Annotated in this window: 16 protein-coding genes; 6 read left to right on the top strand and 10 right to left on the bottom strand. The window is 64.2% G+C overall.

What is annotated here, in order from left to right:
• From HB778_RS20655 to pldH, 4 genes are read left to right on the top strand one after another with little or no spacing between them, the layout of a single operon-like run.
• Entirely contained in the window at positions 1 to 936 is a 936-nt protein-coding gene (locus tag HB778_RS20655; RefSeq protein WP_027042522.1) for a putative B6 ABC transporter permease subunit 1, read from the top strand.
• Between the two features lie 47 nt (positions 937 to 983).
• The gene (pldA, locus tag HB778_RS20660; protein ID WP_183456507.1) at positions 984 to 1,790 is read left to right on the top strand and encodes a 4-pyridoxolactonase; all 807 of its coding nucleotides are present in this window, start codon (positions 984 to 986) and stop codon (positions 1,788 to 1,790) included.
• A 25-nt stretch (positions 1,791 to 1,815) separates the two neighbouring features.
• Entirely contained in the window at positions 1,816 to 2,994 is a 1,179-nt protein-coding gene (ppaT, locus tag HB778_RS20665) for a pyridoxamine--pyruvate transaminase (RefSeq protein WP_183465161.1), read from the top strand.
• Positions 2,995 to 3,032: 38 nt separating this feature from the next.
• Positions 3,033 to 3,779 (top strand): pyridoxal 4-dehydrogenase, SDR-type, encoded by a 747-nt coding sequence (gene pldH / locus HB778_RS20670; protein ID WP_183456509.1) that lies wholly within the window; start codon positions 3,033 to 3,035, stop codon positions 3,777 to 3,779.
• Positions 3,780 to 3,950: 171 nt separating this feature from the next.
• Here the strand turns inward: pldH and HB778_RS20675 are convergent, their stop codons facing one another.
• Positions 3,951 to 4,913, bottom strand: coding sequence for a dihydrodipicolinate synthase family protein (locus HB778_RS20675; RefSeq protein WP_183456511.1), 963 nt, complete (start codon positions 4,911 to 4,913; stop codon positions 3,951 to 3,953).
• A gap of 109 nt (positions 4,914 to 5,022) precedes the next feature.
• Here HB778_RS20675 and HB778_RS20680 point away from each other — a divergent pair, with 109 nt between their 5' ends.
• Entirely contained in the window at positions 5,023 to 6,063 is a 1,041-nt protein-coding gene (locus HB778_RS20680) for a proline racemase family protein (protein ID WP_095198090.1), read from the top strand.
• A gap of 35 nt (positions 6,064 to 6,098) precedes the next feature.
• On the opposite strand, the gene HB778_RS20685 is transcribed toward HB778_RS20680, so the two are convergent.
• The 9 genes from HB778_RS20685 to HB778_RS20725 are packed head-to-tail and all read right to left on the bottom strand — an operon-like array spanning position 6,099 to position 15,350.
• Positions 6,099 to 6,986, bottom strand: a complete 888-nt coding sequence (locus HB778_RS20685) for an intradiol ring-cleavage dioxygenase (RefSeq protein ID WP_183456514.1) — start codon at positions 6,984 to 6,986, stop codon at positions 6,099 to 6,101.
• A gap of 5 nt (positions 6,987 to 6,991) precedes the next feature.
• Positions 6,992 to 8,746, bottom strand: a complete 1,755-nt coding sequence (locus HB778_RS20690) for an FAD-dependent oxidoreductase (protein WP_183456516.1) — start codon at positions 8,744 to 8,746, stop codon at positions 6,992 to 6,994.
• Positions 8,739 to 9,827, bottom strand: a complete 1,089-nt coding sequence (locus tag HB778_RS20695) for a branched-chain amino acid ABC transporter permease (protein ID WP_183456518.1) — start codon at positions 9,825 to 9,827, stop codon at positions 8,739 to 8,741. The genes HB778_RS20690 and HB778_RS20695 overlap by 8 nt, the downstream gene beginning before the upstream one ends.
• 5 nt (positions 9,828 to 9,832) lie before the next feature.
• A complete protein-coding gene (locus tag HB778_RS20700) occupies positions 9,833 to 10,696 on the bottom strand; it encodes a branched-chain amino acid ABC transporter permease (RefSeq protein WP_183456520.1) in 864 nt (287 codons plus the stop codon).
• A 1-nt stretch (position 10,697) separates the two neighbouring features.
• Positions 10,698 to 11,402, bottom strand: a complete 705-nt coding sequence (locus HB778_RS20705) for an ABC transporter ATP-binding protein (protein WP_183456522.1) — start codon at positions 11,400 to 11,402, stop codon at positions 10,698 to 10,700.
• Positions 11,402 to 12,121 carry an ABC transporter ATP-binding protein gene (locus HB778_RS20710; RefSeq protein ID WP_183456524.1) on the bottom strand — a complete coding sequence of 240 codons (720 nt, stop codon included), beginning with the start codon at positions 12,119 to 12,121 and terminating at the stop codon, positions 11,402 to 11,404. Before HB778_RS20710 ends, HB778_RS20705 begins: the two co-directional genes overlap by 1 nt.
• Positions 12,122 to 12,123: 2 nt before the next feature.
• Positions 12,124 to 13,404 (bottom strand): ABC transporter substrate-binding protein, encoded by a 1,281-nt coding sequence (locus tag HB778_RS20715; protein WP_183456526.1) that lies wholly within the window; start codon positions 13,402 to 13,404, stop codon positions 12,124 to 12,126.
• A 24-nt stretch (positions 13,405 to 13,428) separates the two neighbouring features.
• Positions 13,429 to 14,490, bottom strand: coding sequence for a maleylacetate reductase (locus HB778_RS20720; protein WP_183456528.1), 1,062 nt, complete (start codon positions 14,488 to 14,490; stop codon positions 13,429 to 13,431).
• On the bottom strand, positions 14,487 to 15,350 hold the full coding sequence (locus HB778_RS20725) for a dioxygenase (RefSeq protein ID WP_183456530.1): 864 nt from the start codon (positions 15,348 to 15,350) through the stop codon (positions 14,487 to 14,489). The genes HB778_RS20720 and HB778_RS20725 overlap by 4 nt, the downstream gene beginning before the upstream one ends.
• Before the next feature lie 91 nt (positions 15,351 to 15,441).
• Here HB778_RS20725 and HB778_RS20730 point away from each other — a divergent pair, with 91 nt between their 5' ends.
• Complete coding sequence (locus HB778_RS20730; protein ID WP_183456532.1) at positions 15,442 to 16,392, top strand: LysR family transcriptional regulator; 951 nt, start codon at positions 15,442 to 15,444, stop codon at positions 16,390 to 16,392.
• The last annotated feature ends 75 nt before the right edge of the window (positions 16,393 to 16,467 follow it).

The raw sequence follows: 16,467 nt of genomic DNA on the forward strand, positions 1-16,467 counted from the left end.
ATGACCGGGCTCTTCAGCGAAGTCTTTCTCAGCGCGCTGCTGTTCGGCGCCGTCACCGCCGCCATCCCGCTGCTGCTGGCCGGCCTTGGCGAGCAGATGTCGGAAAAAGCCGGCGTGCTCAACATCGGCATCGAAGGCATGATGCTGGCCGGCGCTTATCTCGGCTTTGTCGGCGCTTTCTACTCCGGGTCGCTATGGCTGGGGTTCCTCACCGGTGCCGCCGGCGGCGTCGCGGTGGCGCTGATCATGGCGCTGCTTTGCGTTCGCATCGGGCTGAATCAGATCGTCATCGGCATCGCGCTGACGCTCGGTCTCGAAGGCCTGACGGCGCTGCTTCATCATTTCCAATTCTCGCGCAGCTATCCCCGCCTGCCGGCGGCGGACGCCACCGTCATTCCGCTGCTGTCGGATATTCCGGTCATCGGGCCCGCCTTCTTCAAGCATCATCTGATCGTCTATCTGGCTGTCGCGCTGGTGTTCGCCATGGGCTACCTCTATCGGCGCACGCAGCTCGGCCTCAACCTGCAGGCAGCCGGCGACAAGCCGGCCGCGCTCGACGTCGCCGGTATCGACGTCATCAGGACCCGGACGATCGCGGTGCTGACGACCGGCGCGCTGGCCGGGCTCGGCGGCGCCTATCTCGCCAATGTCGGGGCGGGTCTGTTCATTCCGTTCATCACCAACGGCGCCGGCTTTCTCGGCATCGTGCTGGCCATGCTGGCGCGCGGCCGTCCGGTCTGGGTGCTGTTCGGCGCCTTGCTGTTCGGCGTCTGCCTGTCGCTGACGACGGCCATGCAGGTGGCGGGCATCAACATACCGACCGACATCATTCAGATGCTGCCGTTCCTGGCGGTGATGATCATGCTGGTTCTGTTCGGCCGGCGCGCCAGCCTGCCGGCCGCACTTGGCATTCCATACGAGCGCGGCGCGCGCTGACCACAATTCACGCGCGGACGGGACCCGCGCCAAAACAGGAGGCAAGAATGTCGGATACCAAGGTCTACCTGCTCGACGGCGGCTCGCTCGTTCTCGACGGCTATCACGTGTTCTGGAATCGCGGGCCGGGTGGCGAAGTGCGCTTCCCCGTCTATTCGATACTGGTCGAGCATGCCGAGGGCCGGTTCCTCATCGACACCGGCTACGACTACGACCACGTCATGAAGGTGCTGCCCTTCGAGAAGCCGATCCAGGAAAAGCACCAGACCATTCCTGGCGCGCTCGCCTTGCTCGGGCTCGAGCCGAAGGATATCGACGTCGTCGTCAACTCGCATTTCCATTTCGACCATTGCGGCGGCAACAAGTATTTTCCACACGCCAAGAAGATCTGCCACCGGACCGAGGTGCCGCAGGCCTGCAATCCGCAGCCTTTCGAGCATCTCGGCTATTCCGACCTGAGCTTCTCGGCGGAGGCCGCCGAAGCGCGTGGCGCGACCGCGCAACTTCTGGAAGGCACGACGCGCGCCAACTCGACCTTTGAGGGCATCGACGGCGACGTCGATCTCGCCAGGGGCGTAAAGCTGATCTCGACGCCCGGCCATTCGATCGGCCACTACAGCCTGTTGGTCGAGTTCCCCAAGCGCAAGCCGATCATGTTCACCATCGACGCTGCCTATACCCAGAAGAGCCTTGAGACGCTGTGCCAGGCTGCCTTCCACATCGACCCGGTGGCAGGTGTCAATTCGATGCGCAAGGTGAAGAAGCTCGCCGAGGACCACGGCGCCGAGCTGATGTACTCGCACGACATGGACAACTTCAAGACCTACAGGACCGGCACGCAATTCTACGGCTGACCGCCGCCAATCCGGAGACAAGATGATGCGCTATCCCGAACATGCCGATCCGGTCATCACGCTGACCGCGGGGCCGGTGAACGCCTATCCCGAAGTGCTGCGCGGACTCGGCCGCACGGTTCTCTACGATTACGATCCGGCATTCCAGCTCTTCTACGAGGGTGTGGTCGACAAGGCGCAAAAGGCGATGCGGCTGTCGAACAAGCCGGTCATCCTGCATGGTGAGCCGGTGCTCGGCCTCGAGGCGGCGGCGGCGTCGCTGATCACACCAGACGATGTCGTGCTCAATCTTGCTTCCGGCGTCTACGGCAAGGGCTTCGGCTACTGGGCGAAACGCTATTCGCCGCATCTGCTCGAAATCGAAGTGCCCTACAATGAGGCGATCGACCCGCAGGCGGTGGCCGACATGCTCAAGGCGCATCCGGAAATCACCATCGTGTCCGTCTGCCATCACGACACGCCGTCGGGCACCATCAATCCGATCGACGCCATCGGCGCGCTGGTCTCTGGGCATGGCGGCTATCTTATCGTTGACGCGGTCTCCTCCTTCGGCGGCATGAAGACGCATCCCGAGGATTGCAAGGCCGATATCTATGTCACCGGCCCCAACAAATGCCTGGGCGCCCCTCCCGGCCTCACCATGATGGGCGTCAGCGACCGGGCCTGGGCCAAGATGAAGGCCAATCCCCTGGCGCCGCGCGCCTCGATGCTGAGCATCGTCGACTGGGAGAATGCCTGGTCGAAGGACAAGCCGTTTCCGTTCACGCCGTCGGTCTCGGAGATAAACGGGCTCGACGTCGCGCTCGACCTCTACCTCAATGAGGGGCCGGAGGCGGTGTGGGCGCGCCACGCGCTCACCGCCAGGGCCATGCGCGCGGGCGTCACCGCGATGGGCCTGTCGATCTGGGCCGCCAGCGACAGGATCGCGTCGCCAACCACCACCGCCGTCCGTACCCCCGAAGGTGTCGACGAGAAGGCGCTTCGCCAGGCCGCGCGCGCCCGCTACGGCGTGGTGTTTTCGTCGGGCCGCGGCGAGACATTGGGGAAGCTGACGCGCATCGGCCATATGGGACCGACCGCCCAGCCGATCTATGCGATCGCCGCACTCACGGCACTTGGCGGTGCCATGAACGCGGCCGGCCAGAAACTCGCGATCGGCAAAGGCATCGAGGCGGCGCTGGCCGTTATCGACGCCGACGCCTGAAAAGACATCACCAGAAAACGGATTGAGGGAGCATTTTCATGACTGAACGGCTTGCGGCAAAGACGGCCCTGGTTACAGGCGCCGCACAGGGTATCGGCAAGGCGATCGCCGCGCGGCTCGCCACCGACGGAGCGACGGTCATCGTCAGCGACATCAATGCCGAAGGTGCCAAGGCGGCGGCCGCGGCGATCGGCGGAAAGGCGAGGGCGATCGCCGCCGATATATCCGATCCCGCCTCGGTCAAGGCACTCTTCGCCGAAATCCAGGCGCTGACCGGAGGCATCGATATTCTGGTCAACAATGCCAGCATAGTGCCGTTCGTCGCCTGGGACGACGTCGATCTCGACCATTGGCGCAAGATCATCGACGTCAATCTGACCGGTACCTTCATCGTCACCCGCGCCGGCACGGACCAGATGCGTGCGGCGGGCAAGGCCGGGCGGGTGATCAGCATTGCCTCCAACACCTTCTTTGCAGGCACGCCGAACATGGCCGCCTATGTCGCGGCCAAGGGTGGCGTCATCGGCTTCACCAGGGCGCTTGCCACCGAGCTCGGCAAATACAACATCACGGCGAATGCGGTGACACCCGGCCTGATCGAGAGCGACGGCGTCAAGGCGAGCCCGCACAACGAGGCGTTCGGCTTCGTCGAGATGCTGCAGGCGATGAAGGGCAAGGGCCAGCCCGAGCACATCGCCGATGTCGTATCGTTCCTGGCGAGCGAAGACGCCCGTTGGATCACCGGCCAGACGCTGAATGTAGACGCCGGGATGGTCAGGCACTAGATCAGGATGACGTTTGGTTGAAACGTCATCCTGATCTAATTTTTTGGAGCATGATCTTTTCCGAAAACCGGTTCCCACTTTTAGGGATCATGCTCTAAATCAGATAGCCGCTGCCCAACACTGCAATGCGACCAGCGGCTGTACCATGGCCGCCTGGTCGCATTGGCCGGGTCAGGCGGCAGACCTTGCAATCACGCCGGGTTGCCTCGACCACTGGGCATACCAGCTGTCGAACAACTTGAGCTGCGCCTCGGCATAGCCGCGCTGGCTGTCGGTCAGGGCATCCGTCTCGTTGAAGTGCAGCTTGTATTCCGGAGCTCCCTTCAGCACCATCATGTGCTTGAAATAGAGCACCAGGTCGGGGCCTTCGTCGAAGGAGGACAGCACGGCGAGCGCGGCGTCCAGTTCCTGCGCGCGCTGGCGGGCCTCGACGTCGCCCTTGGCCGCGGCCTGGCTCAGCCCGACAAGGTGCAGCACCTCCTTCGGCAGGACGTTGCCGATGCCGGTGATGGCGCCGGACGCGCCGCAATTGACGAAACCGTGGAAGACGGCGGTGTCGACGCCGATCATCAGCGCCACCTCATCGTCGCGGCTGGTGATGTTTTCCGCCGCGTAGCGCAAATCCGATGGGCCGCCGAACTCCTTGAAGCCGACCAGGTTCGGGTGTTCGGCGCGCAGAGCGAAGAACAGTTCCGCTCGCGTCGCAAAGCCGTAATAGGGGCTGTTGTAGATGACCGCCGGCAGGTCGGGTGCGGCGGCGAGAATTGCCTTGAAGTGATGGCGCTGCGCCGTCACCGAGGGGCCGCGCGACAGAACGCGCGGGATCACCATCAGGCCCCGGGCGCCGACCTTCTGGGCGTGCGCCGCGTGCGCCACGGCCTTGGCGGTGTTGACCGCGCCGGTTCCCACAATCACCGGCACGCCGGCCTTCACCAGGCGCTCGACGCCTTCCATGCGCTGCTCGTCGGTCAAGAGCGGCCAGTCGCCCATCGAGCCGCAATAGACGACAGCCGACATGCCGGCCGCGACCAGCTCGCGTCCCTTGCGCACCAGCGCGTCGAAGTCAGGCTGGCGGTCCTGCGTGCACGGGGTCATCAACGCCGGCATGCAGCCGGAAAAAACGTTAGAGGTCATTTCGGATTCTCCTTGAGGCTGGCACGCGGATTGACCAGTTTGTCCCGAAGCGGCATGGCTTGCCAAGCAAAATAGTCGTGGTCGCCAGGGACCAGCACAGGGAGCACAAATGCGCAGCAAAACCAGCATTCATGTCGTCGGCTGTCATGCAGAAGGTGAAGTCGGCGACGTCATCGTTGGCGGCGTGCTGCCGCCGGCAGGCCGCACGATGATGGACAAGATGATCACGATGGAGCGCGATCACGACCATATCAGGCGCATGCTGATCTGCGAGCCGCGCGGCAGTGTGGCGCGCCACGTCAATCTGCTCGTTTCCTCAACCCGCGAGGATTGCGTCGCCGGCGCCATCATCATGGAGCCGACGGAATACCCGCCGATGTCCGGTTCCAACACCATCTGCGTCGCCACTGTGCTGCTCGAGACCGGCATGGTGCCGATGCAGGAACCCGAGACCCGCTTCAAGCTCGACATGCCGGGCGGCGTCATCGAAGTGCGCGCCGAATGCCGCGACGGCAGATGCGTCTCGATCACCTTCCGCAACGCGCCCGCCTTTGCCGAACGTCTCGACGCTGTCATCGAAGTCGAAGGGCTTGGCACGCTCACGGTCGATATTGCCTATGGCGGCATGTTCTATGCCATCGTCGATGCCAAGGCGCTCGGCTTCTCGGTCGCCCCCGACGAGGCGCGCGAGCTGGCGGTGGCCGGCGAGAAGATCAGGCGCGCCGCGCGCGAGCAGCTCGATGTCGTCCATCCGGAATTCGAGCATGTGCGCGGCGTGTCGATCGTGCAGTTCGCCATGCCGTTCCAGGGGCCGGGCAAGGTCACGCGCAACACCTGCATCGTTTCGCCAGGGCGCTCGGACCGCAGCCCGACCGGAACCGGCACGTCGGCCCGCATGGCCGTGCTGCAAGCCCGGGGCTTGATGGGCGTTGGCGACGTGCTGATCCATGAATCGATCATCGGCTCGCGCTTCACGGGCAGGATCGTGGAGCTGACGGAAATCGGCGCCGGCAAGGCCATCGTCCCGGAGATCACCGGCCGGGCCTGGATCACCGGCGAGCACAGCTACTATCTCGATCCGACCGACCCCTATCCCCAGGGCTACGTGCTTTCGGACACCTGGGGCACCTCCACTTCGGTGAAGCAGTAGTCGGAGCCGGAAGGCCGAGGCGTCACGCCTGAAACTCAAGCGGGCCTGGGCCGTGCCAGGATGAAATCGTGCTCGACGTCCCAGAAAGGATTGTCGAACGCATAATCCCCGGCGCGCGCCGGATCGTCGACGCGTTTGAACTCTGCCAGCAGGCTCTCCTTCACCCCGAACACGGCGTCTGAATTGATGTAGGGATCGTCCGGGTCGAAGATGTGGGTGGTCAGCGTCTCGAAACCATCGGCCTTGAGGATGTAATGCAGATGCGCCGGCCGGTAGGGATGGCGACCAAGCGCGTGCAACAGCTTGCCGACCGTGCCGTCGTCAGGGATCGGGTAGAATTTCGGCTTCACCGCGCGGAACCAGTAGCGGCCGTCGGCACCGGTGCGGAAGACGCCGCGCAGATTGAAGTCGGGCTGGATGCCCTTCTGCTGCACGTCGTAGAAACCTTCGTCATTGGCCTGCCAGACGTCGAGCACCGCATTGGCGATCGGCCTGCCCTCGGTGTCGAGGATACGGCCATGGATGAACATGTCCTCGCCCTTCTGGTCGAGGCAGATGTTGGCGCCCATCGGCAGCTCCGGCGCATCGGCGAGATGGAACGGCCCGAGCACCGTCGATTCCGAAGCTCCTGACGGCTTGCGGTTGTTGATGGCGTCAACCAGCATCGAAACGCCGAGCACATCGGACAACAGGATGAATTCCTGCCGCCATTCGGTGGAGAGCTGGCCGGTCTTGGTCAGGAACAGAATGGCCTCGAACCATTCGTCCTGCGTTGGCTCGATCTCCTTCACCGCCTCATGCAGTTTCCGTGTGATGACCTCCATCACCGTCTTCAGCCGCTCGCTTTTGGCGTTCTTGTTGCGGCCGGTGACGACCTCGACCGAATTCGCTTCGGCGAAGAAGCCCTTTTCGTGCGCTTCCATATCTCTCACCTGTCCAGGATTGACGTCAGGGTTTTGCGCAGATCCGCCGTCGGGTCGCTGCTGATCGCGTCCTTGCGCCAGCCGACATGCTGGTCCGGCCGCACCAAAAGCACGCCGCTGTCGCGGATCTCGCGGGCGCGCGCCCAGTCGCCGGAGAAATCCTGCCGGGGCTGGCGCGGGCCGATGAGATGGGCTGCGATGTCGATGCCTAGTTCCTTGCCCAACGTCTTGGCGGCATCAAGCCAGCCCTGGCCGCCAATGCCGGTCAGCACGGTGAACTTGCCATGGCCGGTCAGATCGAGCGTCGAAACCTTGTCGCCTCGATCCGAATGGACCCAGACATGCGGCAGACGCGCGCCCGGCCAGGAGGTCGGCTGGTGGTGCAATTCGGCGTCTTTGTCGAAAGCCGGCTCCTGCTGGCCGTCGGTGACAATGGCATTCGACTTGTAGCGCTGGTTCATCTCGACGCCATGGGCGTCGAATTCATAGACCTTTGAAGCGATGGTCTCGCGGATCTTGGCGCGTTGCGCTTCGGCTGCCGGCGTGTCGTCGCAGCGCGCGTCCATGTTGGACTGCATCTTCACCGGGTCGATGGAATCGAGCAGGCCAAGCGCCTTGAAGATCGGGCCGAATTCCTCGATCGACTTGTTGGCGCGGGTGACGATCTGTTTGGCCACCGGCGCGCGCTCCTGCGAATAGGAGTCGAGCAGCTTTGGGCCGGCCTTGCCCTTGATGACATGAGCGAGCTTCCAGGCGAGGTTGAAACCGTCCTGGATCGAGGTGTTGGAGCCCAGCCCATTCGACGGCGGGTGACGATGGATGGCATCGCCCATGCAGAACACGCGGCCCTTGGAAGTCTCGGTGGCGTACATGTTGTTGACGGTCCAGGTCGACACCGACTGGATGTCGATCTCCAGCTCGGGATCGCCAACCAGATCACGCGCGACCTTTTTCGCGAAGGCCTCGTCGACCTTCGGCGCCGGCTGGTTGATGTCGTAGCCCCAGACGATCAGCCATTCGTTCCACGGCCGGATCATGCGCACCAGGCCCATGCCGATGCCGCCGACATCGGCGCCCGGCTGCACCACCCAATAGAGCACCGAGGGGCGATGGGCGACGTATTTCGACAGGTCGGCCTTGAACAGGATGTTCATCGAGCCGCCGACGCCCATCTTGCCCTCGAAGGGCAGGCCGGCATGTTCGGCGACCAGCGAATTGCCGCCATCGGCGCCGACCAGATACTTTGAACGAATGGTGATGTCCTTGCCGGTCAGCCGGTCGCGGCAGGTGGTGGTGACGCCGTCGGCATCCTGGACATGCGAAAGGTATTCGGTCGACATCCGTGATTGCGTGCCGCGCGAACAGGCGGTCTTGAACAGCAGCGGCTCCATGAAGGTCTGCGGCAAATCGTTCATATGCGAAGGCGAGGACAGCAGATGCTCGGCGCGGCTGAGCGGATGCTTGCCCCAACTGCGCATGCGGCCGATCTCTTCGCCGGCAAGCGACGTGCAGAACACGTTCTCACCCATCAGATCCTGTTCGGTGGCATGCATATAGGCTTCCGCCTCGACATCCCTGCCGAGGTCGCGCAACACCTCCATGGTGCGCTGGTTGGTGATGTGCGCGCGCGGCGTCGCGGCCAGCCAGCGGTAGCGGTTGATGACCATGTTCTCGACGCCATAGGTCGAAAGCAGCGCTGCCGTCGCCGAGCCCGCTGGCCCGGTGCCGATGGTCAGCACGTCGGTGGTGATGTCAGCCATGCGGCTCTCCCTTTTTGGCTAATGGTACAGGTCCGCCGGTCAACCGGCGGCGGACCGGAAACAGCTGGATGCCGGTGCGCTCGGCGAACAGGCCCCACAGGCCGCGCGGCGCAAACAGCATGATGACGATGCCGATCAGCCCGAGGATCAAGAGATACCAGGAGCCGTAATCGGCCAGCAGGTTTTGCAGAAGATAGAAGACGATGACGCCGACGATCGGCCCCTCGATCGTGCCGATGCCGCCGATGACGACGATGAAGATGACATAGGCGGTCCAGTCGACGACGGAGAAGGCGGCGTCCGGCGATATGCGCGCCTTCTGCACATAGATCAGCGCGCCGCAGAGACCGGTGCCGAAGGCCGCCGCCAGATAGACCAGTGTCTTCATGCGACGGGCATCAACGCCAACCGAGCGCGCCGCCTCCTGGTTGTCCCGCACGGCAGCCAGCCCCAGTCCCTGCTTCGAGCGTAGCAGGCGATAGACGAGGCCGATCGTGGCGATGGCCAGCAGCAGCGCCAGCCAGTAGGTGAGGATATCGCCGGCTTCGGACGATTTGACGCCGAACAGTTCGCCGACCAACTTCAGCGCCGGCATGTCGCGGGTCGCCTCGCGCGGCAAAGAGGTGCCGGTGCCGCCGCCCAGCATCTTCCATTGCGCCAGCGCCAGCCGCACCACTTCGGCGATGACCCAGCTGCCGATGGCGAAATAGGCGCCCTGCAAGCGAAACAAGAAGAAGGCGGTCGGAATGGCGAGCAAGGCGCTGGCAATGCCGGCGAGCAGGATCGCGGCCAGCGGGTCGAGCCCGGCGAGGATCACCAGAGCAAACATGGCGTAGGCGCTGAAGCCGACAAAGGCCTGCTGGCCGACCGAGACCAGACCGGCATAGCCGGCGAGCAGGTTCCAGTTCTGCGCCAGCACCAGCATGGTGAGGATGAAGAACAAGTCCTGCAGCACGCTGCGCGAGGCAAACAGTGGTGCGGCGAAGGCGAGCAGGATGAGGAGCACGGCGACGATGGCGAAGGTCGCCGATGCCTTGGTCCGCGTTTCGACTTTCCAACGGGAGAGAGAGGTGTCGGTCATGGCGCTCAATCCACCGCACGCGGGAACAGCCCGCGCGGCCTGACCAGAAGCACAAACAGGAAAGCAAGGTGCCCAGCGAGGATCTGCCATTCCGGGTTGATCGCGGCGCCAAAGGCCTGGGCGATGCCGATGACGATGCCGCCGGCGAGCGTGCCCCACAGCGAGCCGAGGCCGCCGATGATGACCGCCTCGAAAGCATAGATCAGCCGCGCCGGGCCAATGGTCGGATCGAAATTGGCGCGCGTGCCGAGATAGAGCGCGGCGATCGTCACGACCACCATGGCGATGCCGGTGGCGGTGGCGAAGATGCGCTTCGGCTGGATGCCCATCAGCCCGGCGGTGACCGGATCGTCCGAGGTGGCGCGGAAGGCGCGGCCGAGCGAGGTGCGATAGAAAAGCTGGTTGAGCCCGACGATCACTGCGACGGCCGAGGCCAGAGTCAACAGAGGCATGACGCCGACATTGACCGGTCCGAGCGCCAGCGACGCGGAGTCCAGCCCGCCGACCGGGATGCGGCGGCTGTCGGCGGCAAAGCCTTCGAGCAGCCCGTTCTGGATGACGATCGACAGGCCGAAGGTAACGAGCAGCGGCGGCAATATGTCGGTGCCGAGCGTCCGGTTGAGCAGGAAGAACTGCAGTGCCCAGCCTATCGCGAACATCAGCGGCATCGCCACCAGCGCGGCGACGAACGGATTGAGGCCAAGGGCCGAGACCAGCACCAGGATCAGGAAGGCGGCGAGCACGATCAAGTCGCCATGCGCCAGATTGACCAGCCGCATGATGCCGAAGACGAGGCTCAAGCCCGCGGCGAACAAAGCGTACAGGCCGCCGAGCAGAATGCCCTGGATGATGGTGTCGAGCCACGCCATGTCAGGCCACCCCAAAATACGCGGCATGGATCTTTTCGCGCGTCAGTGCAGCCGGTGCGCCGGACAGCGTGATGCGGCCCTCCATCATGCAGTAGACGCGGTCTGAAACCTTCAGCGCCTGGCCGATATCCTGCTCGACCACGACGATCGAAGCACCGGCCGCGCGGATGCGCGGGAAGGCGGCGTAGATATCCTTGATGACGACCGGCGCCAGGCCAAGGCTGATCTCGTCGCACAACAGCACGCGCGGATTGGACATCAGCGCACGGCCGATCGCCACCATCTGCTGCTGGCCGCCGGACAAAGCCGTGCCCGGATTGGCGCGCCGCTCCCTGAGGATCGGGAACAGTTCGTAGACAGTGTCGAGACTCCAATGCCCCTCCACCGCGCGGCCGTAGCGGCCAATGAGAAGGTTCTCCTCGACGCTGAGCGAGGGAAACAGTTTTCGCCCCTCCGGCACCATGGCGATGCCACGCGTGACGATGTCGGGGGCGGGCAGGGCGCCGATCCTCTCGCCGTCGAACAGCACCGCTTCGGGCTGGTTGGCCAATATGCCCGATATCGAGCGCATCAGCGTCGTCTTGCCGGCGCCATTGGCGCCGATGATGGCTATCGTCTCGCCCTGCTCCAGCGCGATGTCGACGCCGAACAGCGCCTGGAAATCACCATAGTGCGCTGTAAGGCCCTTTGTCTCGAGCAGCGCCATCAGACTTCGATCCCGAGATAGATCTCGCGGACCTCGCGCGACGCCATGACGGTGTCGGGCGCGCCCATGCCGATGACCTTGCCGAAGTTCAGAACCAGCAGCCGTTCGACCACCGAGTTCAGCGCATGCAGCACATGCTCGATCCAGATGATCGACATACCACCTCTGTGGATGGCGCGGATGGTCTCGACCAGCATGCCGCATTCGCCTTCGGTCAGCCCACCGGCGATCTCGTCAAGCAACAGCAGTCGTGGTTCGGTCGCCAGCGCACGGGCGAGTTCCAGCCGCTTGCGCTGCAAGAGGCTCAAGGTCCCGGCCGGATGATTGGCGCGGTCGATCAGTCCGGTCTCGACCAGAATCTCGGCGCAGCGCTCACTGGCCTCGGCTTCCGTCTTGTGTGCCCCGAAGGCGCCGGCGACCAGCAGGTTCTCGAACACGGTGAGCTTCTCGAAAGGCTGCGGGATCTGGAACGAGCGGCCGACACCGGCAAAGCAACGCTGCATCGGCGACAGTCGTGTCACGTCGCGGCCGTCGAAGACGATGGTGCCGGCATCGGCCGATATGTTGCCGGTGATCAGATTGAACAATGTCGACTTGCCGGCGCCGTTCGGGCCGATGATGCCGAGCGCCTCGCCCTCACCAAGCTCGAAGGAAACCGCGTCGGCGACCGTCAGGGCGCCGAAGCGTCTCGAGACATTGGAGAGGGCGAGGATGGGCATGGTTAGCCGATGGCTTCCATCTTGCCGCCGGTCGGGATGTTCGGCGCGGTCTTGTTGTCGGTAATGACGAGGTCGTAGCCGCCGCCGTCCTTCAGCCGCCACTGGCCGCCGACCAGGGGCGTCTTGGCGATGTTCTTGGCGGCGAAGGCCGGCAGCTTGGCGCCGTCCCAGGCGATCGGGCCGACCAGCGTGTCGAGCTTGGTCGCGGCGATCGCCGCCGCCACCTTGTCGCCGTCGCCGGCCTCGCCGGCCCGCTTCATGACATCGACGGCAATCTCGAACAATGCGTGGACAAAGCCGATCGGCTGCGTCCACTGCCTTCCGGTGGCCTTGGTGAAGCCTTGCGCCACCTGTGCCGAGCTTTCGCCGGTCAGCGACGACTTGAACGGGTGGTTGGGCGTCCACCAGACTTCTGAGGACAGATTGTGGCCGGACTTGCCTAGCGCCTCGACCGATTGCGGGAACAGCAGCGCCTTGCCGATCGACGCCACCTTGGGCGCAAAACCTTGCTGCTTGGCCTGGTTCCAGAAGGTGGTGAAATCTGGCGGGATCATCACGCCGGTGATGATCTCGCAGGAGGCGCCCTTGAAGGCGTTGATCTGCGCGGAAAAGTCGTCGGTCAGGTTCTGGCAGCGGCCGGTGTCGGTCAGCCCATAACCACCCTTGGCCAGCACCGGCGGGAAACCCACTGTGCCGTCGCCCCAGGCATTGCCGTCACCATCATTGGGGAACAGCCCGCCCACCTTCTTGTTGGTCTCGACCTGCGCCCACATGTTGGTGAAGACGGCTATGACGTCTTCCAGCCCCCAGAAGAAATGATAGGCGTAGTTGAACGGCTTCCACGACGCGGGATCGCCGGGATTGCCTTGCTGGCCGATGAACCAGGGCTGCCAGGGCGCCACGGTCGACAGGCACGGCACTTCCTCGGCCTCGCAGGTGGTGGCGACCGGGTTGGTGGTCTCCGGCGTCGAGGCGACAAGCATCAGATTGACCTTGTCGTTGACGATCAATTCCTTGGCGACTTCCGCCGCGCGGTTGGGATTGGACTGGCTGTCTTTGACGACGACCTCATAGTTGAGTCCGGCCGCCTTGGTGGCGGCCAGGAACCCGTCGATGATGAACTTGTCGGCCTCGGCGAAGGCGGCGAGTGGGCCGGATTGCGGGCTGACATAGCCGAGCTTGATCGGCGCATTCTGCGCGATCGCCGGCATGGCAAGACCCGATGTGCCGGCAAGCAGGCCGGTGGTTGCCGTATTCCGGATGAATTCACGTCTGGTAATCACTGTTGTTTCCTCCCTGTGTTGCCGTCAGTCCTGTGGTCGTCTTCCCTCCCACGCGTCCTGCAACAGGGCGCGGATTGCGGCGCGGTCGAAAGGCCGCGGGTTCCAGTACGGGTTCTTCGTCGCGATCTCGGCGGCGCGGTCGAGATCGGTCTGCTTGAGGCCGAGTTCCCTGAGTGTCAGCGGTGCGCCGACCGATCCGGCGAAAGCGTGCAGACCGCCGCCGACACCGCCGCCAAAGAGATTGGCAACAGGCTTGAGCAGGTCGGGCACGGCGACGGCGTTGAAGCCAATCGTATGCGGCAGCATCACCGCATGGGTCTCGGCATGCGGCATGTCGAAGGAGCCGCCCAGTGTGTGGCAGATCTTGTGATGCAGCGCCATGCCGACTGTGCCGAGCACGGTGCCGCACAGCCAGGCGCCGTAGAGCGCGTCGCCGCGGGCCTCGAGATTTTTTGGCTCTTTGATCAACACGGGAAGCGCTGCCTTGAGGGCGCGCAGCCCTTCGGTTGCCATCAGCGTCGAGATCGGGTTGCGATCCTGGGCGTAAAGCGCTTCCGCCGCATGCGCCATGGCATTGAGGCCGGAGGTGACGCTCATCGCGACCGGCAGCCCGATGGTCAGCTCGGGATCGTAGATCACCACTTCCGGCAGGATTTTCGCATCGCGCACCGTGGTCTTTTCGCCATGCTCGGTCTGGCCGAGGATAGGTGTCACTTCCGAGCCGGCATAGGTGGTCGGGATGACGATCTGCGGCAGGTCGGTACGCCAGGCGATCGCCTTGCCGAGACCGGTGGTCGAGCCGCCGCCAAGCGCGACGACGCAGTCGGCCTTGACCTCCGTTGCCTTGCGCATGGCCGCCTCGGTCACTTCGATAGGCGTGTGCATGGCCGCGCCTGAGAAAGTGCCGGCGGCCAGCGATCCAAGCCGCTTCGCCAGCGCCTCGCCATCGCCCGCCTGATGCGGCGTCGACAGCACCAGCGCACGTTTGCAGCCGAGCTTTTCGACCCAGGTGCCGACCTGCGAGGAGGCGCCATTGCCGAAGACGATGTGCGTCGGGCTGCCGGAATAGGTGAACGCTCTTGTCATGCCGCCCCCTTGCGCGCCATCGCCATGACGAAGCTGTAGTCGAGCGACCAGCGGTCGCCGGCGCTCGAGCGCTTGAAGTCGCCGACCAGTTCCGGCTTGACGCCGAACAGCGCGTCCTCGTCGAGGCGCGGATCGGCGCGATCGAACACTTGCGTGGTCAGTGTCTCGAAATTGTCGGCGCGGATCAGGAAGTGGATATGTGCAGGCCGGCTAAGCGGATAGTTCAGGCGGCCGAGCATCTGTCCGACAGGTCCATCGTCCGGCACGCCATAGCCGGCGGGTTTGACGGTGCGGTAGTGGAAGCGGCCGTCTCTGTCGGTGGTGAAGACGCCGCGCAGGTTGAACTCCGGCTGCAGGTCGGGCTGCTGGTTCTCGTAAAAACCTTGCGCGTTGGCTTGCCAGGTCTCGACCGTGGCCCCCGCTATCGGTATGCCGTCGAGATCTGTCACCCGCCCCGACACCGTGACCGGCACGCCGACGTGATCGAGCGAAATGTCGGCGCCGTGCGGCAGCTTTGGCGCATCGGGGCGATAGAAGGGCCCGCGCCCGGTGTTGGGCGTAGCGCCGTTCGGGCGACGGGAGTTGATGTCCTCGACCAGCGCGGTGACGCCGAGCAGGTCCGACAGCAGCACCCATTCCTGCCGCTTGTCGTCGCTGGCATGACCGATTTCGGTGAGGAAGGCGATGGTCTGGCGCCAGTCCGCCGCGGTCGGTCGGGTTTCCCTGACGATCTGATGGAGGTGGTCGACGACAACAGCGAGAAAACGCGGCAGCGGCCCGGCCTTCGCCTTGACTAGGCGCTGGGCGACCATCTCGGCAGAGTTGGCCTCGCTGAATGACGGGATGCCTAGATAGGACATGTTCCTCCCCGGTTTCATCTCACCGGGGAACATTAACGCGAGCCAAAGACAAAGATGATGATTTCTGCCCGATTTAATATACCATATTGGTATGAAGCTCGATGAGAGACATTTGATCCAGCTGGCAGCGGTGGTGCAGGCAGGCGGCGTCACCGAAGGCGCCGCGCTCATCGGCCTGTCCCAGCCGGCCGTGTCGCGCACGCTGTCGATGCTGGAAAAGCGGCTGGGCGAACCATTGTTCCTCAAAGGCCGCCGTCCGTTGCAGCCGACGCCGCTCGGCAAGGCGCTTGCCGATCACGGCCAGGTGATGCTGACGGCATCGCGCAAGGCCTCCGACATCGTCGCCAATTTCAGCCAGGGCCGCTCCGGTGTGGTGCGGGTTGGCGGCACGCCGTTTTTCATGGATGCGCTGATCTCCGGCATGATTGCCGACTTCCAGAATGCCTATCCGGATGTGCGTGTCGACCAGAGCTATGGCTATCTCTCCGACCTGCGCGCCGCCATCAACGCCGATCGCATCGACCTTGCCGTCTGTCCGATCGACATACTGGAGGAGGGGTCCGGCATGGAGTTCCGCGAGATCCTGCCCGGCCGCAATGTCGTTGCCTGCCGCGCGACGCATCCCCTGTTGCTGCGGCGCAAGCTCAGAACCAGTGACCTGCTCGACTATCCCTGGATCGCGCCACCGCCCGGCAGCCCGCTGCTGGAGGATCTGCGCAGCCTGCTTTTGTCGCTCGGCGCGACCGAGATCAAAATCCGCTATTCCGGGGGATCGCTAACCAGCGCCGTCAATTACATGAAGGAGACCGATGCGCTGACCGTGCTGCCGCACAGCGTGGTCTTTGCCTTTCGCAAGGACAAGTCGATCACGGCGCTACCTGTGGCCATTCCGCATCCGGAGCGGGCGCTCGGCCTGCTCCGGCGCGCCGACACGCCGCGCGCACCGGCCGTCGACGCCTTCGCCAGACACATCCGCCAGAGCTTCGACAACCTCAAGCACCTGATCAAGCGCCATGAACAGGCGGTGGTCTGGGGCATGTGAACTCCATTCGTGCTGTGCTAGCCGCTTGCTTCGGTGGCCTGGCCTGACGTAGGTCCTGAGATGATATTGGGTGAG

It is taken from the genome of Mesorhizobium huakuii, assembly GCF_014189455.1.
GTDB lineage: Bacteria > Pseudomonadota > Alphaproteobacteria > Rhizobiales > Rhizobiaceae > Mesorhizobium > Mesorhizobium huakuii_A.